We start from the raw sequence: 21,682 nt of genomic DNA on the forward strand, positions 1-21,682 counted from the left end.
TGACCCTATGAGGCATTCGCCCCGATCCGGGACCACCCGAGGCCGAACCCGAAGGAGAACAACGGATCGGCCGTGTCGAAGGGGACGTCCTCGCGGGACGCGATCACGGCGGCCATGGACCGCGGCAGGTCGAACGGCAGACGGCCAGTGGCGTCCACGCGTCCGGTGATGGCGTCCAGGAGGGCATCGTCATCCACACCGAACGTGCCCGTCATGACGACCGGGAGCTCGGTGAAGGGCGTGAGCACCGCCGGGCGCTCCAGCATGACGTCGATCACCGTGGGGACCTGCCGGACGACCTGCGTGATACGGGCGACCTCCGCCGCGGGATACTCGAGGCTGCCGCCATGGAACGCCCGACCCATCATCCCCTCCCCGGGCTCATAGGCGGCAACCAGCCGGAGGATCGCCAGATCCGCGTCCGCAGGATCGTCCACCACCGTCGCCCGCCGGGCGAGGATCTGCGGATCCATCCCCTCCGCATACACGCGCGTGCCGGGCTCGATCCGCACCGGCTCGCCCTGCAAGGCGACGATCGACGCGGCCTGCACCCGGCGGGCGAGGGCCAGGTGCTCGCGCGTGGCGATTCGTTCGGGAATGTCCTCGGGCGCAGCGGCCCGTGCGGCGGGGTCGTCGAAGAGCCCGAGCCGCTCCTTCTCGGCGAGGACACGACGGACGGACTCGTCGATGCGCTCCTCGGACACCAGCCCGCGCTCGATGGCCGCCAGCACCGTGCTCGGATCATCCTCTCCCCCGAGCTGGTCCACGCCGGCGTCGAACAGGCGCGCCACCCGGTCGACCGGATCCAGATCCAGAAGCCCCCACGCACGAACGGGAAGCTGCACGCCGAGGCGGGGAAGACTCATGCCGTGGACGATGTTGAAGTCGGTGATCACGACTCCGTCGAAGCCGAGCCGAGTGCGCAGCACGTCGGTGATGAGTCGCTTCTCGAAGGCGAAACCCACCGCGTCGTAGTCCAGTCCGAGTGGTGCGGCATAGCCCGGCATCACCCGCACCACTCCGGCACGGATGGCTGCGGCGAACGGGGCGAGGTGATCCTCGAAGCGCCCTCCCGGATAGACGGTGTGCGCACCTTCGGCGAAGTGTGCATCGTGCCCGTCGCGTTGCGGCCCACCGCCGGGGAAGTGCTTGACGGTGGCGGCGACGCCGGATTCCTGAAGTCCCGCCACATACGCGCGCGCCATCTCGGCGGCGAGTTCGGGCGATTCCCCGAACGTGCCCGCGATCCGCGCCCACCGCGGCTCGGTGGCGAGATCGGCCATCGGATGAAGGGCGATGTGCAGGCCCGCGGCGCGAAGCTCCGCCCCGATCATCCGGGCGGTCTCGCGGACGAGATCGGGGTCGTGGGTGGCGGCGAGCCCGATCGGCTCCGGCAGCGTCGTGAATCCTCCGCCGCTCATCGCCACCTGCGCATTGCGGTCCCGGCCGTGCACCGGGTCGGCCGCGAGGGAGACCGGGATGCCGAGGCGGGTCCCGGCCGCGAGCGCGCGCACGCGCGAGCCCCAGCGGGCGAGATCGGCGACGGGGGCCGGGTTCATCAGCGTCAGGTGAGTGATGAATCGTTCCCCGATCAGCTCGGTGGTGGCGCCGAAGCCCACTGGCGACTGATCATCGCGCCCCTCCCAGAGCTCTCCGCCTTCGGCGGCGACGACCCGCGCCACGAGGAGGGAGCCGACCTTCTCCGCGAGGGTCATCTCGGCGATCAATTGCTCGACGCGTGCCGAGGTGTGCGATGCGGTCATGGTGCTCCTCCGATGGGACGTGATCCGTCACGCTACACCAAACTTAGTAGTCACTAGGTAAATTTCGCACCAACTCTTGCGGCGGATCACGAATGCGCGCTACGGTCTGCTGAATTAACCTAGTCGTCACTAGGTTGTTCATTTCCGTACGTGATCCACTGGTCCAATGAGGGACCACCGCCTCTGGAAGGATCCCCATGGCTTCGCCATCCATCGCCGCCGAACAGCCCCGTGTGCCGATGTCGCGCATCTATCTGCTCGCGATCATCGAGCTCGCCACCATCGGCGCCCTCATCACCCCGCTGGTCGTCTCGCTCTCCCTGAAGGTCCTCCAGATCGTCCCCGAATCGGAGAAGGAGGGGGCGATCGGACTGGTCACCGCGATCGGCGCGGTTGCCGCGCTCGTGGCGAACCCGATCTTCGGCCATCTGTCCGACCGCACGACGAGCCGGTGGGGCCGGCGCCGCCCGTGGCTCGTCGGCGGCGTGGTCGCCGGACTACTGGCTGCCGTCGTGCTCGCGCTCGCCGACAACATCCCCGTGCTCATCCTCGGCTGGGTGCTCTCGCAGGCCGCCTACAACGCGACCATCGCAGCCATGTCGGCGCTGCTGGCCGAACAGGTCCCGGAGGAGCAGCGCTCGAAGGCCTCCGGCATCCTCGGCGCGTTCGGATTCCTGGGACTCGTCCCGGCGATGATCATCGCGGCGCTGTTCGCCTCGAACCTGTCCCTCGTGATCCTGGCCATGCCCGTCATCTCGGTGATCATCGTCGTGATCGCCTGCATCAAACTCCCCGACCCGCCGGTCGCGCGCACGGACACCGGCCACCGCTCGCTGCTGCAGATCTTCTCCGCGTTCGCGTTCAACCCGTTCCGGCACCGCATGTTCACGCTGGTGTGGATCCAGCGCGCCGCGATGCAGTTCGGCTACACCATCGTCAGCACGTTCGGGCTGTTCTACCTGATCGTGCGGCTCGGGATGGACCAGACCGGCGCGGCATCGCTCACGTCCATGGCGACTCTCGTGGGAGCGGCCCTCAACTTCGCGGCCGCGTTCGCGTGCGGCTACCTTGCGGGAAAGCGCGGCAACTACACCTCCTTCATCGTGGGGGCCGCGGTGCTGATGGCGACATCGCTGCTGATGAAGGCCTTCACGCAGAGCGTCGCCGTCTTCTGGGTGAGCACGCTGCTCGCGGGCCTCGCGCTCGGCGCCTACTACTCCGTCGATCTGGCGCTGTCGATGCGCACACTTCCCGTGGGTCAGGAGGGCAAGTTCCTCGGCATCTTCAACCTGGCCAAGACCCTGCCGCAGTCGCTGGCGCCCGCCCTCGCGCCGCTGGTCGTGCTCATCGGCGGGAGCGACCCCGTCTCCGGCGGCGACAAGAACTATCTCGCGCTGTACCTGGTCGGTACCATCGCCGTGCTCGCCTCACTGCTCACGCTCCCCGCGCTTCGCCCCGTGCTGCGCCGGGACGCGTACGAGCGGCGCCGCGCCCTGACCGCAACCGACACCCTCACCCAGGAGACCGTATGACACCCCTGATCCCCGGCACGCACAACTCCCGCGACGTGGGTGGTCTGCCGCTCGCCGGCGGCGGCTCCATCGCCGCCGGTGTGCTGTACCGCTCCGACGCCCTCGCCGCGGTTACCGATGCCGGTCTCGAGGTGATCGCTTCGAGCCCGATCGGGACGATCATCGACTTCCGCACCGAGAGCGAGCGCGCGGAGGCGCCGAACCGCCTCCCCGCGGGGGTACCGATCGCCGAGCACCATCTGTCGCTCCTGGAGGGGGCATTGCCCACGGGCGCCGCTCCCACGCCCGGAATGGCGGTGGATGCGGAGATGATGCGACGCATGCTCGAGCGCATCCCGAGCATCTCGCAGCTGTACCTCGCGATGCTGCAGCATGCCGCGCCCGCGTTCGCCGACGTCGCGCGAAGCATCGCGTCGCCCGAGAACGCAGATCGCCCCGGGGTGCTCGTGCACTGCACGGCGGGCAAGGACCGGACCGGGGTGGCCACGGCGTTGATGCTGGACATCGCCGGCGCTGAACGCGACGCTGTCGTCGACGACTACGCCCAGAGCGAGCAGAACCTCAGCGGCGCGTGGGCGGAGGCGATGACCGCGCGCGTCGCAGCGATGGGGGTCCCGCTCGTCCCCGCGGTGACCGAACTGCTCTCCGGCACGCCCCGCGAGGCCATCGAATCCGCCTTCGCGTGGATCGACGAACGCGGCGGGTCGGCGGCGTACCTCCGATCCGGCGGCCTCGACGACGACACCATCGCGGGGGTCCAGGCACGCCTGCGGAGCTGAGCCTTCGTCGAAGATCGAAAACGCACCTCCGAGAGCGCTCCGAGGTGCGTTTTCCATCTCCGGCCCAGACATCCCGGTGGTGGGGCCGCGGGTCCGTCGCCCCGGCCCGACCCCGTGGGATCGACCGATCGGAGCGCCCCGTGCGCAGCCGAAGGAGCTCCCGAGCTCCTGCCGACACCACCGTGCAGGCGCGCCAGGGTGTGCCGGGGACTCGACGAGCGCGCTGCGGCCCGACTCTGCCTGATCTGCGGGGCCCCGGCAATCTCAACGCACAACTGCGCACATGCGACGCCGCCTTCACATTCCGGGATCGGTTGTGAAATGCGCCCCGTTTACGCTGAGCATGCACTGATCCGGTGACACAGCGTGTCGGACGCTCGCCGGGGGGACTCCCGCCACCGGTCACTGCTGCGCCGGGGCATCCCCTCCATCAACGGCGCTGAAGGGCCGCTCTGTACGGGGGTACGCAACGAGCGGCCCTTCCCTCCACGCCGGCTCCGGGCCGAATGTCGGAGGGGGCGCGCAGAATGGATGCGATGGCTGATGTGCTCGATCGTTTCGGCCCTGCGACCGCCGACTGGTTCCGGGGGGCGTTCTCGCGCCCCACGAAGGCGCAGGAGGGGGCGTGGGAGGCCATCTCCCACGGCAGGCACTCGCTGGTGGTCGCACCGACCGGCTCCGGAAAGACGCTGTCGGCCTTCCTCTGGTCCATCGACCGGCTCTTCCACGACGGCAGTGGTGGCAATGAGCGCACCAAGATCCTCTACATCTCACCCCTGAAGGCGCTCGGCGTCGACGTCGAGCGAAACCTCCGCTCCCCGCTCGTCGGCATCACACAGTCGGCGCGCCGGCTCGGTGTCACGCCGCCGGAGATCACCGTGGGCGTGCGCTCGGGAGACACTCCCGCCAAAGACCGCCGCACGCTCCTCGCCCATCCTCCGGACATCCTGATCACCACGCCGGAGTCGCTGTATCTGATGCTGACCTCCCGCGCGGCACAGACCCTCACCGACGTGCACACCGTGATCATCGACGAGGTGCACGCCGTCGCCGCCACCAAGCGCGGCGCTCATCTGGCGGTCAGCCTCGAGCGCCTCGACGCGCTCCTGGAGACTCCCGCACAGCGCATCGGCCTCTCGGCGACAGTCCGCCCCATCGACGAGGTCGCCCGCTTCCTCGGTGGTGCGGCCCCGGTGGAGATCGTGGCTCCGAAAGCCTCGAAGACGTTCGATCTGTCGGTGGTCGTGCCCCTGGACGACATGTCCCACCCTCCCGTCCCGGAATCGGACTCCGCCGACTGGTTCGACGCGGACTCGCCGCAGAACACCGAGATGACCGGATCGGTGTGGCCCTATGTGGAAGAGGCGATCGTCGATCGCATCGAGGGCGCCCGCTCCACCATCGTGTTCGCCAACTCCCGTCGCCTGGCCGAGCGGCTCACCGAGCGGCTGAATGAGATCCATGCCGAGCGAGTGGGGCTCGCGCTGCCCGATCCCGTCGTGCCCGCGGGCATGATGGCCCAGGCCGGCTCCAGCGCGGGCGCACCCGCACTCCTCGCCAAGGCGCACCACGGATCGGTGTCCAAGGAGCAGCGCGCTGTGGTGGAGGAGGAGCTGAAGTCGGGACTGCTGCGCTGCGTCGTGGCCACCAGCTCCCTCGAGCTCGGCATCGACATGGGTGCCGTGGACCTGGTCATCCAGGTGGAGGCACCACCCAGCGCGGCATCGGGACTGCAGCGCGTGGGGCGTGCCGGACACCAGGTGGGTGAGGTCTCCGTGGCCTCGATGTTCCCGAAGCACCGCGCCGACGTGCTGCACACCGCCATCGTCACTGAGCGCATGCTCAACGGCCAGATCGAGGCCATCGCGGTCCCGCAGAACCCGTTGGACATCCTCGCGCAGCAGACGGTCGCGGCCAGCGCGCTCGATGCCCTCGACGTCGAAGAGTGGTTCGAGACGGTGCGCCGGTCCGCGCCGTTTCGCTCGCTCCCCCGCTCCGCCTACGAGGCCACTCTCGACCTGCTCGCAGGGAGGTATCCCTCCGACGAGTTCGCCGAGCTGCGTCCGCGTGTGATCTGGGACCGGGACGCCGGCACCCTCACCGGCCGCCCGGGAGCCCAGCGGCTGGCCGTCACCTCCGGCGGCACCATCCCCGACCGCGGTCTGTTCGGTGTCTTCGTCGCGGGAGAGACGCGCAACGCACGCGTTGGCGAGCTGGATGAGGAGATGGTCTATGAGTCCCGGGTGAACGACGTCTTCACCCTCGGCACCACCAGCTGGAAGATCGTCGAGATCACGCACGACCGCGTCAACGTGGTGCCGGCCTTCGGTCAGCCGGGCAAGCTGCCGTTCTGGCACGGCGATGGTCTCGGGCGGCCGGCGGAGCTCGGCGAGGCGCTCGGACGCATGACTCGCGACCTCGACACGTCCCCGCGCGAGCGCGCCGAGGCGCGTCTCGCCGATGCCGGCCTGGACGACAAGGCCCAGTCGAATCTGCTCGCCTACCTGGCGGAGCAGAAGGAGGCCACCGGAACACTCCCCACCGACCGCAGTCTCACCGTGGAACGCGGCAAGGACGACGTCGGCGACTGGCGACTCATCCTGCACTCGCCGTACGGCATGAGCGTGCACTCGCCGTGGGCGCTGGCGGTGAACGCCCGCATCCGCGAACGCCTCGGTGTCGAGGGGTCGGCGGTCGCCAGCGACGACGGCATCATCGCCCGGATCCCCGATGCCACCTCCGAACCACCGGGCGCAGACCTGTTCGTGTTCGACGCCGACGAGATCGAGCAGATCGTCACGGAGGAGGTGGGTGGCTCGGCGCTGTTCGCCTCACGCTTCCGCGAATGCGCGGCCCGCGCGCTGCTGATGCCGCGCACCAATCCCAACAAGCGCTCGCCCCTGTGGCAGCAGCGCCAGCGATCGGCCCAGCTTCTCGAGGTCGCGCGCCGCCATCCGACGTTCCCGATCATCCTGGAGACGCTGCGCGAGGTGCTTCAGGACGTCTACGACCTGCCCGCACTGCTGCGCATCACCCGTTCCATCGCGGAGCGCAAGATCCGCCTCGTGGAGACGGAGCCCTCGGTCCCCTCGCCGTTCGCGCGCGACCTGCTCTTCGGCTACGTCGGCGAGTTCATGTACGAGGGCGACTCCCCCCTCGCCGAACGACGCGCGGCCGCCCTGTCGGTGGATCCCGCGCTCCTCGGCGAGCTGCTGGGCAAGGTCGAGATGCGCCAGCTCCTCGACCCCGACGTGATCGCCCAGTACGAGGCGGAGGCCCAGCGCCTTGCTCCCGATCGGCGCGTCCGGGACCGGGAGGGCGTGGCGGATCTGCTGCGTCTGCTCGGTCCGCTCACGGCGGAGGAAGTGGCAGCACGATCCACCTCCGCAGATGTGGGCGAAGCGCGGGCTCATCTGCTCGCCCTCGTCGATGCCCGCCGCGCGATCGAAGTGGTCATCGCCGGACAGCCGCGCACGGCCGCCATCGAAGATGCCGGACGCCTCCGCGACGCCCTCGGGGTGGCCCTCCCCGTGGGAATCCCCGTGGCCTTCCTGGACCCGCTCCCCGATCCGCTCGGCGACCTCGTCGCCCGCCACGCCCGCACCCACGGCCCGTTCACCACCGCGCAGGTTTCCGAGCGCCTGGGCATCGGCGCCGCCGTGGCCCGCCACACCCTGCAACGCCTCGAATCGGCCGGACGACTGGCCAGCGGCTTCTTCCTCCCCGACGGCACCGGGGAGGAGGCCGAGTGGTGTGATGCGGAGGTGCTGCGCCGGCTCCGCATGCGCTCGCTCGCGGCGCTGCGGGGCAGTGTCGAGCCGGTGGCGCCGTCGGCCTACGCCCGGTTCCTGCCCGACTGGCAGCACCTGGTCCGCCCCCTCGACGGCATCGACGGCGTCGTGGCCGTCATTGAGCAGCTCGCCGGCACGCCGATCCCGGCGAGCGCGTGGGAGTCCCTGATCCTGCCGTCACGGGTTCGTGACTACACGCCGGCGATGCTGGACGAGCTCACCTCGACCGGCGAAGTGCTCTGGTCCGGCCACGGCTCTCTGCCGGGACGCGACGGATGGATCGCCCTCCACCTGGCCGACGCCGCCGCCGTGACTCTGCCCGACCCGGAGGGTGACATCTCCCCCGGCTCACTCGCCGATCAGCTTCTGATGGCTCTCTCCGGCGGCGGTGCGTACTTCGCCGGTCAGCTCCGGGAGATGACCGGCGCCGAGAACGAGCAGTCGGTCGTCGAGGCGCTCTGGGAGCTCGCCTGGTCGGGCCGGGTGTCCAACGACACCTTCGCGCCCGTGCGCTCGCTCATCGGCGGCGGGAGCCAGGCCCATCGCGTCGCGCGGCGAACACCTCGTGCACGGCTGTACCGCGGCGCCGCGATTCCGCGCACGAGCGCACCGCCGCGGCCCACCGCCGTGGGCGGACGATGGGCGATGCTTCCGATCGCCGCTGCCGATCCCGCCGTACGCGCCACGGCCAGCGCCTCCGTGCTGCTCGACCGCTACGGGGTGGTGACGCGCGGCGCGTCGGTGGCGGAGGAGGTTCCCGGCGGTTTCGCACAGACCTATCGGACGCTCGCCGGCTTCGAGAACGCCGGACACTGCCGACGCGGGTACTTCATCGAGAAGCTGGGTGCCGCTCAGTTCGCAGCCTCGGCCACGGTGGATCGGCTCCGTCAGTTCGCCTCGCTCGACGAGCCCGCACCGCTGCGCGCGATGACTCTTGCGGCGACGGACCCTGCCAACGCCTACGGTGCGGCGCTGGCCTGGCCGGCGCTGGATGCCGTGAAGCACCGTCCGGGTCGCAAGGCCGGCGGTATCGTCGTTCTCGTCGACGGCGAGCTGGTGCTGTATCTGGAGCGCGGTGGCCGCACCGTGCTCAGCTTCACCGAGGACGAAGACGTGAACCGGGCCGCCGCCACGAACCTGGTGGCGACAGCCCGAGCACGCAACCTGGAGACGCTCACGATCGAGCAGGTGAACGGCGTGTTCGTCTACAAGACGGAGCTGGGCCGGGCGCTGCGGGCCGCCGGGTTCGTGGAGTCGCCCAAGGGGCTGACATTCCGCCGCCAGGCGGGAGGCGCCCGTGCCTGAGGGCGACACCGTCTTTCGCACCGCGGCTCGCCTCAATGAGTTCCTCAGCGGGTTCGAGATCACACGCTTCGACATCCGGGTGCCGGGAAGCGCGACGGCCGATCTGCGCGGCGAGGTGACGCGGGAGGTGGTACCGCGCGGAAAGCACCTGCTGCACCGGATCGGCGACTGGACGCTGCACAGTCACCTCCGGATGGAGGGTGCCTGGCAGCTCTACCGCGCCGATGCCCGGTGGCGGCGACCCGCCTTCCAGGCGCGTGCGGTCGTGGGTGCAGCGGACCGTGTCGCGGTGGGCTTCGATCTCGCGGGCGTCGCCGTGATCCCCACCGCGCAGGAGTACACCCTCGTCGGGCACCTGGGCCCCGACCCGCTCGCCGATGACTGGGATGAAGCCGAAGCAGTCGCACGCGTCGCTGCGGATCCCCGTCCGATACACGTCGCACTGCTCGATCAGCGCAGCATCGCCGGGTTCGGCAACGAGTACGCGAACGAGATGCTGTTCGTCCGCGGCATCGATCCGCACACCCCTGCCACCGAGGTCGACGTCCTGCCGCTGGTTCGCACCGGCGCCCGCATGATGCGGGCGAACCTCACCCGCATCGGACGTGTGTTCACCGGCGATGCCCGCCCCGGCCGCACCGACTGGGTGTTCTCGCGCACCGGCCAGCCCTGTCGCCGGTGCGGCACCCCCATCCGCGAGGACGCCCTCGGGGCCGATCCCACCCGCACGCGGCGGGTGTACTGGTGCCCGTCCTGCCAGCGATCCTGAGCATGTGCCTCCACTCGGGCGGCTCGTAGGCGCCTCACAGAGAGAGGACAGCGGGAAGGACGAGATTGGGGAATGAACGAAGCCACCCCCGTGTTGCATTCGTTGACGATCGAGCAGGATCGTAGGAGGAAGCTGTGGGTAAGAACTACATCGACATCGAAGACGACCGCGGGCAGACCCTGCGGTATCGCAAGCACGCCAACGGCCGCGGACTGGTCGCTCACGGCGCGAAGGTCGACGCCGGTGCACTCATCGAAGCGGGCGCGTACGTCGAACCGCACGCTCGCATCGCCGCTGGTGCCCGAATCGGCCGCGGCGCCTGGATCGAACGTGACGCCACCGTCGGCTCCGACGCCCGTATCGACGCCGACGCTCACGTCGAAGCGTCCGCCGTCATCGGCGAAGGAGCGCACATCGGCGTTCGCACGCGCGTGGGCCGCGGCGCCCGTGTCGCCCGCGGTGCGCTCATCGGCGATGACGAGGTCATCCCCGATGGTGCCCGCGTCGCCACCGACCGACGAGGACTTCACCTCGCCGCGTGAATCACGCCGGCCGAAGACGTCACGATGCCCCGGACTCCCCCGTCCGGGGCATCTGCCGTCTCTGGAGCGCGCGGACATGCCGAGTAGCCTGGAGACATGAGTCGATCGTCGTCGCGCCAGCCGTCCCGCGGCGGATCGTCGCGATCCGCCAGACCCTCTGCCCGCATGAGCGGCAAGGCTGGGGCATCCCCGGCGAACACGGCCGGCGCGAAGAAGAGCGGCGGCGCGAAGAAGAGCGGCGGATCGAAGAAGGCGGGCACTCCCCCGCGCCCCGCTCCCGTGTCCGCCGAACCCCGTGTCCTTCGCCTCGGTGCCGTGCCCGGGGCAACGCCCGGCAAGTGGATCCGCATCTGGCGACAGCGCTTCACGGATGTGACCCTGGAACTCGTTCCGCTATCGGTCGCGGAGCAGCGCGATGCGCTGATGGCCGGCGATGTCGACGCGGCGATCGTCCGCCTGCCGATCGAGAAAGACGATCTGCACGTGATCGCCCTGTACGACGAGATCCCGGTCGTCGTGGTGTCCGCGGACTCGGCGCTCTCCGCCGGTGACGAACTCCGACCGGTCGACCTTGCCGGCGAGGTGCTGATCGTCCCCGCCGATGACGTGCTGGAGGTTGGACCGATCGAGGGAACCCTCAGCCCGCGCTTCGATCCGCCGGCGACCACGGAGGACGCCATCGCCACGGTGGCAGCCGGTGTGGGGATCGTGATCGTGCCAATGTCCCTGGCCCGTCTCCATCACCGCAAGGACGTGGTCTACCGCCCGTTCGTCGACGGTCCCATCGCTCCCGTCGGCTTCGCGTGGCACGCCGATCGTCAGACCCCGGATGTGGATGCGTTCATCGGCATCATCCGCGGCCGCACGGCGAACTCGTCGCGCGGCTGACCACGTTCGGGCAACCGTCCACGCGATCCGGGTCGTGTGGAGGCTCCCATGGGCCCCCGCCATCAGGCCCGCCGTCGCCGGCCCCTCGCGCTGGTGATGCTCCCCGCCCGCAGTGCCGCTGATGACATTCGAGCATCGATCCACGCCATCCGCGTCATTCGGAGGCACCATGGGGCATGGCCGCTATCCGTTCGCTCGCCGTCACCGGCCTCGTCGCGCTGCTGGTGCTCCCCGCATGCAGCGCGGTCTCGCCGGGCAATGTGCAGTCCTGCATCGACTGGGTCGTGTACGACTCGATCGAGGATGCGCAGGCCCAGAGCGACGCCATCGTTCTCGCGGTGATCGGCACGAAGACCGGCGACATCGAGTTCATGCGCGGCGCACCGGCTACGACCTGGTCGGTGGATGTCCGGACGTGGCTGGAGGCTCCGTCAGGTGTCTCCGCCACGGACACGATCGAGGTGGTGTCAACGCCGTACAGCTGCGGCGAGACCCGCGATGCTCTGGGGGAGGCCGCCGATGGGGAACCCCGGATCCTCTTCCTCCGCGACGGTGACCACGGCTGGGAGATCCTGACCCCCTATCAGGGCGTGGCTCTTCCCGGCCCGGATGGCTCCCTCCCCACCGCATGGCCATCGCCCTCTTGATTCCGGTGGCCGCTGTGGGAGACGCGATCTCCGGCGGTTCGAGGCGCTAGAAGGCCCCGCCCGCGCCGCGCGGCGGCGCGAGCAGCAGGTCGATGCGCTCCGTCAGGTAGGCGCTGAGCGGCATCAGTCCGCCACTCATGCTCCACCGGATCTGGGGTTCATCCCCGCCCACGAGCGGCCCTGATGTCCCGCCCGCGGCAACGGCGTCCACATCGATCACATCCCACCCGAGGTGGACGATCGCGCCCTCGGGGATGCGCCCGCGCAGGGCTGCCGCTCGGATCTCCGCGCGCTCTCGTGCGGACTCCGCCGCATAGCCGCGGCGGCCCGGATCCTGCACACGACTCACCTCGCCGACGGATGCCACGAAACCGTCCGCGATCAGCAGCGTCCCCACGTGCCATGCTTCGCCATCAGACACGATTCGCGGCGTCCCACCGAGCCCCAGCACCTTCTTCGGCACATGCCACACCCCGAGCGTCTCGCGCGGGGCTCCCGCGAGTCGACCGCGCGCCGCGCGGAACAGATCGACCACATCGTTCACTCCTCCAGCGTACGTCGCTCGATGCCGGGCCTCCGCGTACGTCGTACCGTTCCCGGGCCTCCGCGCACGTCCCCCCACGGCCGGGCTCCGGCACCAGACTCCGTGGTCGGCTCGCGGCCGGCCTCCGGCACCTCCGCACCTGCTACGCCCCGACCACCCACGCCGCCGACCACCCCGCTCCGGATCCGCCCGGGTCCGATCCGCACGCCCTCACACCTGGCACGAAACGAGGAGGATTCACCGAAACGAGGACCACAACCCGCCCAAAGTCCTCATTTCGCAACAATCTCCTCGTTTCGCGCGCCCACCATCGCAGATCTACCCGTCCGCTCTGCCCCGCACCCACTACCCAACGCCGGGCCCTCACACGACCCACCCCGCATGCCGCGCGATCCAGCCCGCACGCCCAGCCCGCACACCCCGCACTCATCTGCCTGCTCTCTCGGACCCCACACCCCACACCCCGCACCCCACACGCCACACGCCGCGACCTGCACGCCGCCGGCACGAAACAAGGACCATTCGCCGAAACAAGGACCACAACCCACCCAAAGTCCTCATTTCGCGACAACGTCCTGGTTTCGCGCCACCGCCCACCACGAACCAGCCGTCGCCGCCACCACACTCACCCGGGCGACGTAGCTACAGGCCGAACCCGCACCCCTGCCTGTCTTGGGGAGCCCTGTCCGTATGCGGCGCGATCCCGCCAAACCAGCACGCCAGCGGAGCAGACGCCACACACATGAAACGAGGACAATTCACCGCAACAAGGACCGAAGCCCGCCCAGAGCCCTTATCTCACGACCCCCTCCTCGTTTCGCGGCCGTCGCACACCACAGATGACGGCGCGGATTCGACGCGGTGCCTCGCCACGGGCGAGAATCGGAGGACCGCGCCCGCGACAGGAGAAGCATGATCCAGCAAGACACCGCCCGACTGCTCATCACCTGCCACGACCAGCCGGGTATCGTCGCCGCTGTCGCCGCCACGCTCGCCGAGCAGGGCGCGAACATCATCTCGCTGGCACAGCACTCCACCGATGCCGAAGACGGCCGGTTCTTCCAGCGCCTGGTGCTGCACATCGAGGACTTCGCCGCCCGGCGGGCGGACTTCGAGCGGGGCATCGAGCGGCTCGCGGAGAAGTTCGGGATGCAATGGTCGCTGCACAACGGCGCTCAGCCGAAGCGCGTGGCCATCTTCGTGTCGAAGTACGACCACTGCCTGCTCGATCTGCTGTGGCGCACGCAGCGCGGCGAGCTGGACATGGAGGTGGTGTGCGTGGTGTCGAACCACCCCGATCTCGAAGCCGCCGTCCGCAACTTCGATGTGCCGTTCGTCCACATCCCCTCGGGTGATAAGCCGGCCATGGAGCGCGCGCAGCTGGATCTGCTGGCCGGCAAAGTGGACTTCATCGTGCTCGCTCGCTACATGCAGATCCTCTCCGACGACTTCGTCCGCGAGGTCGGGGTGCCGGTGATCAACATCCACCACTCGTTCCTGCCGGCCTTCATCGGTGCGAATCCGTACGCACGGGCGAAGGCACGCGGCGTCAAGCTGATCGGCGCCACCGCGCACTACGCGACGGCGGATCTCGACGAGGGTCCGATCATCGAGCAGGACGTGGCCCGCGTCACCCACGCGGAGAACGCGCAGGATCTGCAGCGACGCGGTCAGGACGTCGAGCGCATGGTGCTGGCGCGCGCCGTCCAGTGGCACTGCGAGGATCGCGTGATCGTCGACGGGGCCTCCACCGTCATTCTCTGAGGCGATTCCGCCCGCGGACGGCGATCACACCCCGATGGTCAGCGCGGCGACATAGCCTGAAGCGGTGTCGCCCGAGATCGCGGCGAGCTGGTGCACGGCGTGGTCATCGCTGAACACCATGTCGGTATCGAGTGAGATCTGGGAGAGATTGCGCACCGACTGGTCATAGCCCGTGGTGGCGTACACGGCCTCGCACGCCTCCTGCGGGAGAGCGATCTGACTGGTCTTCACGATGGGCCCGTTGGAGACGGCGTCGCTGGTGCTCTGGTACACCTCGAAGTGGATGTGCGGCCATCGGCCCGCGTAGCAGGCGGGGAAGATCGATGTGAACGTCACCGTGCCGGTTGCATCCGTTGCCTGCACACCGCGCAGGTAGTTCTCGTTCGTGGCGCCCTCGCTGTACAGCGAGTAGCGGCCCTCCCGATCGCAGTGCCAGACGTAGACGCCCGCACCGGCTAGTGCAGCGCCGGAGGCGGCATCACGCACGGTGATCGAGAAAGTGAGCGGGACACCCTCCGCGGTCGTGGTCGACGATCCGAAGCTCGACCGGATGTCGCTGCGGACGATCCCCGACTCTTCGAGCACATCGACGCCGTTGGAGCCGTCGCCGGGGTACGGGCCCTCCGTCTCGTCCGGGACCTCCTCGATCGGCTCTGCCGCCGCGGCCGTGGCGGTGGAAGCGGCGGTCGGCGACGTGGACGCGGTGGGCGTCGGGCTCGCGGTCGTCGTCGGGGCGGCCGTGGGAGACGCGCCGGAGGCGGCCGGGGCGCACGCTGCCAGCAGCGTCCCCAATCCGACCGTTCCGAAGATGCCCAGCGCGACCCGACGATCGATCAGGGTGCGGATGTCGTACACGAGGCCGCGGTGGTCCTCGTCGATCTCCTGGCCGTTCTCGTCGATCCACTGCGGATCGGTGGCCGGGTGTGGGGTGTTGTGCTGCTCGCTCATGTCTTCTCCTGTCCGCCGCTACCCGCGACAGGTTCAGCACACCGGACGACGCTATGCGAACGCTATGCGCGGGGTCGGCTGGAGCTATGGAGTGCACAGATTCGAGCGGTTCCCGCTCCGTGCACCGTCCGCCGCAAGCGACCTTGCCGAGTGGATGACCCGACGGGATGCGCGCTGGGATGGATACGGGTCGCATGCCACGACGGAACCGATCCGGCGACCAGCTCCTCAGCCACGGTGGATGACCCGACGGGATGCGCGCAGGGATGGATACGGGACGCATGCGACGAGGGAACCGATCCGGCGACCAGCTCCTCAGCGACGGCGGACGACGCGGAGGGCGCCGGTGACGGCAGTCGGCTCGTTCGGATCAGATCCCGCAAGACGCACCAGCGGGGCGGTTCGCGGCCCGGCTTCCCCCGAGTGATCATCGGCCTCGACGAACAGCTCGAACCGGCGGCCATGCGCGTGGGCGTGGACCCACGCGAGCGCCTCGAGGACGGAGTCGACCCCGGTGAGGTACCACGCTTCCTGGTCCCAGCCGTCCTCGCCCATGCGCCAGAATTCGACCCGATAGCGCGGGTAGGCGAGCTGATACGCGGGTTCGGCCCGCGGAGTCCGGTGTGCCTCCAACATGGCCACATCATGCCGCGCGCGGGCGGTCCTGGCAACAGGGTCGGCGACAGACGACGACGGGCGCGGATCCCGTGGTCCGCGCCCGTCGATCGGATGGGGTCAGATCACGCCCATGGCCTGCATCGCGTTGGCCACGCGGATGAAGCCGGCGATGTTCGCGCCCGAGGTGTAGCTTCCGGGCGCCCCGTACTCGTCCGCCGTCGTCAGGCAGGAGTCGTGGATGTCGCTCATGATGCTCGCCAGACGCTGATCGGTGTACTCGAACGACCAGGAGTCACGCGACGCGTTCTGCTGCATCTCCAGCGCCGAGGTCGCGACGCCACCGGCGTTGACGGCCTTGCCGGGGGCGAAGCGCAGCTTCGGGTCGTCCACGAAGACGCGGATGGCCTCCGGAGTGGAGGGCATGTTGGCGCCTTCGGCCACGATGATGCAGCCGTTCTTCACCAGCGTGATGGCGGCCTTCTCGTCGAGCTCGTTCTGCGTGGCACACGGCAGGGCGATGTCGCAGGGGACGTCCCAGATCGAACCGCCCTGCACGAAAGTGGCACCGCGCTCGGTGGCGTAGTCGGCGATGCGCCCGCGGCGCACCTCCTTGATGTCCTTGATCAGGTCGAGGTCGATGCCGTTCTCATCCACGACGTATCCGGACGAGTCACTCATCGCCACGACGGTGCCGCCGAGCTGGTGCACCTTCTCGACGGCGTAGATGGCCACGTTGCCGGAACCGGACACGACCACCTTCTTGCCCTCGAACGTGTCGCCGGTGGCCTTCAGCATCTCCTGGACGAAGTAGACGGTGCCGTAGCCCGTGGCCTCTGTGCGCACCAGCGATCCGCCCCACCCGATGCCCTTGCCGGTGAGAACGCCGGACTCGTAGCGGTTGGTGATCCGCTTGTACTGCCCGAACATGTAGCCGATCTCGCGTCCGCCGACACCGATGTCACCGGCGGGGACGTCGGTGTACTCACCGAGGTGGCGGTACAGCTCGGTCATGAACGACTGGCAGAAGCGCATGACCTCCGCGTCGGAGCGGCCCTTGGGGTCGAAGTCCGACCCGCCCTTGCCGCCGCCGATGGGAAGGCCCGTCAGCGCGTTCTTGAAGATCTGCTCGAAGCCGAGGAACTTGACGATGCCGAGGTACACCGAGGGGTGGAAGCGCAGGCCGCCCTTGTACGGGCCGAGTGCCGAGTTGAACTCCACACGGAAGCCGCGGTTGAGCTGCACCTGACCCTTGTCGTCGGTCCACGGCACACGGAAGATGATCTGCCGCTCGGGCTCGCACAGCCGCTGGATGACAGCCGAATCGAGGTACTCCGGGTGCTTCGCGACGACGGGCGTCAGGCTCTCGAACACCTCGCGGACGGCCTGGTGGAATTCGGCCTCTCCGGGGTTGCGGGCCAGCACATCGTCATAGACGGAGACGAGGCGGTCATCCAGTACGGTCATTGATGTTCCGTTCAGTGGGCGGGCGCGTCACGCGCGGCCGCAGGGGGAGTCGATCCCGCCGCACGCGAACCGTGTCGACGCGCGCGGCGCACACGCGGCAGCAGAGGACGACTGTCCGGGGATCACTCGGTCCAGATGAGCTCCGGTGAGACGACGTGACGGGATCAGCCGTGAAGCGGCCCCACCGGATTCTGGCGTCGTCGATGAGGCCGCGGTCTTCCGAGCATACATCCCGATCCCACCCCCGCGAATGCGCGGGACGATGCTTCACCGGGGGCCGGACGAAACGGCGCCGGGCCCGTCCTGCGTGGAGGACGGGCCCGGCGATGAAACGCTCAGCTGAACGGTACTGCTGCGACGACGCTCACTCCGATGCGTGCGCCGCTGGGAGTCTCGTACTCCGCGCTCTCGCCGACGACCTTGCCCGCGAGCGCGGTGCCGAGCGGCGAGGTGGGCGAGTACACATCGACGTCGAGGTCGGCGGCACCGACGATCTCCCGGCTGCCCAGGAGGAATGTCTCCTCCGAGCCATCCGAATCGAAACGGACCGTGACCAGCATGCCGGCCTCGACGACGCCGTCGTCCGGCTTCGAGCTGACTTCGGCGCGACGGATCATCTCACGCAACTCCAGCACCCGCGCCTGGGTCGCGTCATCCTGCTCGGCGCCCGGGGCGGTGAGCTCGGCGAGCTCGCTCTGGAGTCGGTCCAGAGCGGCTTGCGTCATCCACAGTGCATCTGCGGTGGTGGACATGGGTGTGCCCCCTTCCCTGCTCATGACAAAGAATCTCCAGTTTACCGGAGAGAACCGGAGCGCGGGAAGACGCGGGTCAGCGCACTTCTCTGGCGAGGATCGCTTCGCCGCCCGCGATGTGGGTCTGTCGACGGTAGGCAGACGGCGACATTCCGAGCACTGTCTTGAACGTGCGAAGCAGCCGGTCCTCCGATCCGAGGCCCGACAGCTGCGCCACCCGGCGCAGCGACAGGTCGGTGTCGTCGATGAGCAGCTTCTCCGCGTGGGTCACCCTGCGATTGCGGATGAGCGCCGCCACCGACGCGTCGCGCCCTTCGAACAGCGTGTAGAGATAGCGGCGGCTGACGCCGAGTCGTCGTGCGATGGTGGCGGCGTCCAGATCCACCTGCGTGTAGGACTCCTCGATGATCGCCAGCACCCGGTTACGTGTCTGCGCGGCGACATCCTCCACCGCCGCCTCGTCGTGAGCCGCGAGCAGGCCGATGACCAGCTCGAACAGACCGCCCTCCAGGATCAGCCCGTTCTGCTCGTCGACATCGAGAGCGCGCGGTGCCAGCTCGGCGATGGTCGCCTCGATCGGGCCCGCCTGCCAGATCTGGCCGTTCATCCGACGGCTGTCGATTCCGCGGGCTTCCACCTGGTCGATGGGCACATAGATCAGCGTCAGCGCGGACCCGGGGTCGGTGATGGTCTCGTACGGGGTGTCCAGGCGCAGCACGATCACGGTGCCCGCCTCACCGATCATGGTGCGCCCCTCGCGCGTGACCGTGACGCGACCGCTGTGCAGAATCCCCAGTTGCAGCAGGTGTCCGTACTCGTCGTTCAGGTCGGCTTCATCGCGGGTGTACGCGATTCCGCCGCCGGTGAGACCGGTGTAGCGCAGGCGCCGGCCGATCCAGTTCTCATACGTGGTGTTACGGGGTCCGTTGCCCACCGGGGTGACGCGCCACCCGGGGGTGACCTCGGCGACATCGTGAACGGACGCCAGACGCCGGTTCCGGCGCGCGCGAAGAGCGGCGCCTCCCGGGGAGCGTGTATCGGACATGGATCGGGAGCCTCCTGATTCCATCGTGCCAGGCCCACCTGAAGGGATCCGGGGCGTTGTGCACGTGAGGGCGGGGCGAGAATGGAAGGGTGAGCACCACTTCCGTCAGCCGCCCCCGTGGCGGCGTCATCCTCGCTGCCGCCGCTCTCGATGTCGTCCTGGTGATCGCCTTCGCCGCCACCGGCCGGGCCAGCCACGAGGAGTCCGCCTTCGGGCTCGGCCTGCTGACGACCGCGTGGCCCTTCCTGGCCTCCCTGGCGGTCGGCTGGATCGTGACGCTCGCCTGGCGTCGCCCGTGTGCGATTGCACGCACCGGGGTGCCCGTCTGGGTGATCACTGTGGCGGGTGGAATGCTGCTGCGGTGGGTCTCCGGTCAGGGAACGGCGGTGCCGTTCATCATCGTGGCCACCCTCGTGCTCGGTGCCGCCCTCGTCGGCTGGCGCGCCATCGCCGCGCTGATCCGACGGCGCCGCTGAGGCTCAGCTCAGGATCATCGCGAGCACCACGATGGCGCCGACGTAGGTCAGCACCGTCAGGGTCACCCAGAGGCCGAACCTCGACCGACGCCGACGCAGCGGTGCCACGGCGGGATCTGCGAGGGTGCGGCCAATGAGCGGCGTCTCCCCCGGCACCGCCACCAGGTCCGTGCTCGCGTCTGGGCGATCGTCGCGCCAGCGCTCCCAGTCCTCGAGTTTCGGCAGCAGCGCGTTCAGTGCCGATGCGATGAGCTGCCACGCGCGCGGGTCCGGCTCGCTGAGCGTCTCCGCGCAGGAGAGGACGAGGACGTTCCCGCGGATCTCGGCGTCCAGGGTCCGTGCACCGTCGATGAAGGCGGCCATCACGTCCGGAGCGAAGAGGTAGAGGGCATCGCGCTCGTACCCCCGTGGGACAGTACAGCGTGAAGTGCCGCCCGAAGTCGCCCTCCAGGCTGAGGCGCTGATCGTCGTCGACGCCCGAGCCGATCGCGAGCTGCAACTGATTGGCGCGGGCATCGAGCACGATGTGCGGCAGCACCGCGGCGAGCCCGACAGCGACGTAGGAGTACAGGAAGACGGTGGCTCCGCTCTGGGTGCCCGGAACCACGGTCTGCAGATTGCCGATCTCGATCGCGCGACCCCGTGTGAAGCGGACGATGTCGGTGACCTGATCGCGGTCGTTCAGCGCGACGAACGGCTCGTAGTCCAGCCCGTTCCGCTCGGCGAAGCTGTGCAGACGGAACCTCGCGTACCGTTCCGGGTCGTGGTGTCCGAAGAACACCCACGTGAGCCAGGACGCCAGCAGCCCGTAGGCGATCGAGTACGGCAACAGGAGCACGAGACCGAACATGATCCGTTCCAGGGGCTCGTCCAGCTGACGCTGGTCCGCCGGCATCCACACCGTGGTCCAGACCAGGATGAGAACACCGAGGACCGCCCACACCGCGAGCGCCGAGTACATCCAGATCGCCCCGCCCGCGCTCCGCGCGAGCGGCTTCGGGCGCGGGCCGTACTTCTCCCGAAACTGCTGCTCGTAGGCCACCGCGGCTTCCGGCATCACGCGCTGGGTGAACCACTCCGTGTCGAAAAGGAGGGTGTCGGCTGGCGGCGATGACTCCGGCATGCGTCCATCTTGCCCGCATCGCGCCTGCGGCGGATGCTGACGGCTCTCCCAGTCAGTTCGAATCCGCGCTCGATAGCGTCGCGATCATGAGCAACGACCTGCCCGACCCCATCTTCGGCGGCGGACGATCCCTCGGTGCGCGGCCCAACGACATTCGCAGCGCCACGCGGTTCTCCCCGGATCACGGCTTCCTCGGCGCGGACGGCAGCGTGGTGTACTCCCCCGAGGAATTGCGCGAGCTGCGCGACAGGTTCGCGGAGTTCATGGTGCAGTACGAGTTCGGGCTGCGTGAGATCGAGACGAAGCTCACCATCCTCCGTGACGAGTTCCAGCTCATGCACGACTACAACCCGATCGAGCACATCTCCAGTCGCGTGAAGTCGCTGGACAGCCTCGCCGACAAGATGAGGCGGCGCGGGCTCGGGCTGGATTTCGACCTGGTGCGGGAGAACATCACCGATGTCGCCGGCATCCGCATCACCACCAGCTTCGTCCGTGACGCCTATCGCCTGTTCGATCTGCTCACCGCTCAGGCCGACATCTCGGTGCGCGAGGTGAAGGACTACATCCGTAATCCGAAGCCGAACGGGTACAAGAGCCTGCACGTGATCGTCGAGGTCCCGGTCTTCCTCTCGACCGGTCCGCTCGCGGTGCCCGTCGAGGTGCAGTTCCGCACGATCGCGATGGACTTCTGGGCCAGCCTGGAGCACAAGATCTACTACAAGTACGACGGGCAGGTTCCCGACGGACTGCTGGCCGACCTCAAAGACGCCGCCGACACCGCCGACGAGCTCGATTCCCGGATGGCGCGTCTTCACGACGAGCTGCATCCGTCGGCCCCCTCCGCCGCCGTGCCGCCGTCGCCCTCTCCCACGATCCACGCGATCTGACGTCGCCAGAGCCCGCGAGGATTCCCTGCGTGGGAGAGAATC

General features: G+C 69.0%; 18 protein-coding genes. 10 read left to right on the forward strand and 8 right to left on the reverse strand.

Annotation, left to right across the window (positions count from 1 at the left end; all coding sequences use genetic code 11):
• Positions 1-5: 5 nt before the first annotated feature.
• Positions 6-1,763: a glycoside hydrolase family 3 protein gene (locus tag LQ566_RS05510; RefSeq protein WP_231090602.1), complete on the reverse strand. Its 1,758-nt coding sequence runs from the start codon at positions 1,761-1,763 to the stop codon at positions 6-8.
• 197 nt (positions 1,764-1,960) lie between these two features.
• On the opposite strand from LQ566_RS05510, the gene LQ566_RS05515 reads away from it, so the two are divergent.
• From LQ566_RS05515 to LQ566_RS05545, 7 genes are all read left to right on the forward strand, one after another.
• Positions 1,961-3,295, forward strand: coding sequence for an MFS transporter (locus tag LQ566_RS05515; protein WP_231090603.1), 1,335 nt, complete (start codon positions 1,961-1,963; stop codon positions 3,293-3,295).
• Positions 3,292-4,074 (forward strand): tyrosine-protein phosphatase, encoded by a 783-nt coding sequence (locus LQ566_RS05520; protein WP_231090604.1) that lies wholly within the window; start codon positions 3,292-3,294, stop codon positions 4,072-4,074. Before LQ566_RS05515 ends, LQ566_RS05520 begins: the two co-directional genes overlap by 4 nt.
• A gap of 536 nt (positions 4,075-4,610) precedes the next feature.
• Positions 4,611-9,170, forward strand: a complete 4,560-nt coding sequence (locus LQ566_RS05525; protein ID WP_231090605.1) for an ATP-dependent helicase — start codon at positions 4,611-4,613, stop codon at positions 9,168-9,170.
• Complete coding sequence (locus tag LQ566_RS05530; RefSeq protein WP_231090606.1) at positions 9,163-9,939, forward strand: DNA-formamidopyrimidine glycosylase family protein; 777 nt, start codon at positions 9,163-9,165, stop codon at positions 9,937-9,939. Before LQ566_RS05525 ends, LQ566_RS05530 begins: the two co-directional genes overlap by 8 nt.
• 134 nt (positions 9,940-10,073) lie before the next feature.
• Positions 10,074-10,481 (forward strand): transferase, encoded by a 408-nt coding sequence (locus tag LQ566_RS05535; protein ID WP_231090607.1) that lies wholly within the window; start codon positions 10,074-10,076, stop codon positions 10,479-10,481.
• Positions 10,482-10,646: 165 nt separating this feature from the next.
• Positions 10,647-11,369, forward strand: a complete 723-nt coding sequence (locus LQ566_RS05540; RefSeq protein ID WP_231090608.1) for a LysR family substrate-binding domain-containing protein — start codon at positions 10,647-10,649, stop codon at positions 11,367-11,369.
• 176 nt (positions 11,370-11,545) lie between these two features.
• The gene (locus tag LQ566_RS05545) at positions 11,546-12,016 is read left to right on the forward strand and encodes a hypothetical protein (protein WP_231090609.1); all 471 of its coding nucleotides are present in this window, start codon (positions 11,546-11,548) and stop codon (positions 12,014-12,016) included.
• Positions 12,017-12,062: 46 nt separating this feature from the next.
• Here the strand turns inward: LQ566_RS05545 and LQ566_RS05550 are convergent, their stop codons facing one another.
• On the reverse strand, positions 12,063-12,560 hold the full coding sequence (locus LQ566_RS05550) for a glutaminase (protein WP_231090610.1): 498 nt from the start codon (positions 12,558-12,560) through the stop codon (positions 12,063-12,065).
• Between the two features lie 912 nt (positions 12,561-13,472).
• On the opposite strand from LQ566_RS05550, the gene purU reads away from it, so the two are divergent.
• On the forward strand, positions 13,473-14,324 hold the full coding sequence (purU, locus tag LQ566_RS05555; RefSeq protein ID WP_231090611.1) for a formyltetrahydrofolate deformylase: 852 nt from the start codon (positions 13,473-13,475) through the stop codon (positions 14,322-14,324).
• Between the two features lie 24 nt (positions 14,325-14,348).
• Here purU and LQ566_RS05560 read toward each other — a convergent pair whose 3' ends face one another.
• From LQ566_RS05560 to LQ566_RS05580, 5 genes are all read right to left on the reverse strand, one after another.
• Positions 14,349-15,272, reverse strand: coding sequence for a dioxygenase family protein (locus LQ566_RS05560; protein ID WP_231090612.1), 924 nt, complete (start codon positions 15,270-15,272; stop codon positions 14,349-14,351).
• A gap of 315 nt (positions 15,273-15,587) precedes the next feature.
• A complete protein-coding gene (locus LQ566_RS05565) occupies positions 15,588-15,908 on the reverse strand; it encodes a hypothetical protein (protein WP_231090613.1) in 321 nt (106 codons plus the stop codon).
• A gap of 99 nt (positions 15,909-16,007) precedes the next feature.
• Positions 16,008-17,354, reverse strand: coding sequence for an NADP-specific glutamate dehydrogenase (gene gdhA / locus LQ566_RS05570; protein WP_231090614.1), 1,347 nt, complete (start codon positions 17,352-17,354; stop codon positions 16,008-16,010).
• Positions 17,355-17,689: 335 nt separating this feature from the next.
• Positions 17,690-18,106: a GreA/GreB family elongation factor gene (locus LQ566_RS05575; protein WP_231090615.1), complete on the reverse strand. Its 417-nt coding sequence runs from the start codon at positions 18,104-18,106 to the stop codon at positions 17,690-17,692.
• Between the two features lie 76 nt (positions 18,107-18,182).
• Entirely contained in the window at positions 18,183-19,151 is a 969-nt protein-coding gene (locus tag LQ566_RS05580; RefSeq protein ID WP_231090616.1) for an AraC family transcriptional regulator, read from the reverse strand.
• A gap of 89 nt (positions 19,152-19,240) precedes the next feature.
• On the opposite strand from LQ566_RS05580, the gene LQ566_RS05585 reads away from it, so the two are divergent.
• Positions 19,241-19,627, forward strand: coding sequence for a DUF3054 domain-containing protein (locus LQ566_RS05585; protein WP_231090617.1), 387 nt, complete (start codon positions 19,241-19,243; stop codon positions 19,625-19,627).
• Here the strand turns inward: LQ566_RS05585 and LQ566_RS05590 are convergent.
• The gene (locus tag LQ566_RS05590; protein ID WP_231090618.1) at positions 19,548-20,750 is read right to left on the reverse strand and encodes a hypothetical protein; all 1,203 of its coding nucleotides are present in this window, start codon (positions 20,748-20,750) and stop codon (positions 19,548-19,550) included. The genes LQ566_RS05585 and LQ566_RS05590 overlap by 80 nt on opposite strands.
• Positions 20,751-21,013: 263 nt before the next feature.
• On the opposite strand from LQ566_RS05590, the gene LQ566_RS05595 reads away from it, so the two are divergent.
• Entirely contained in the window at positions 21,014-21,640 is a 627-nt protein-coding gene (locus tag LQ566_RS05595) for a GTP pyrophosphokinase (protein WP_231091387.1), read from the forward strand.
• The last annotated feature ends 42 nt before the right edge of the window (positions 21,641-21,682 follow it).

Source organism: Microbacterium nymphoidis, assembly GCF_021044885.1.
GTDB lineage: Bacteria > Actinomycetota > Actinomycetes > Actinomycetales > Microbacteriaceae > Microbacterium > Microbacterium nymphoidis.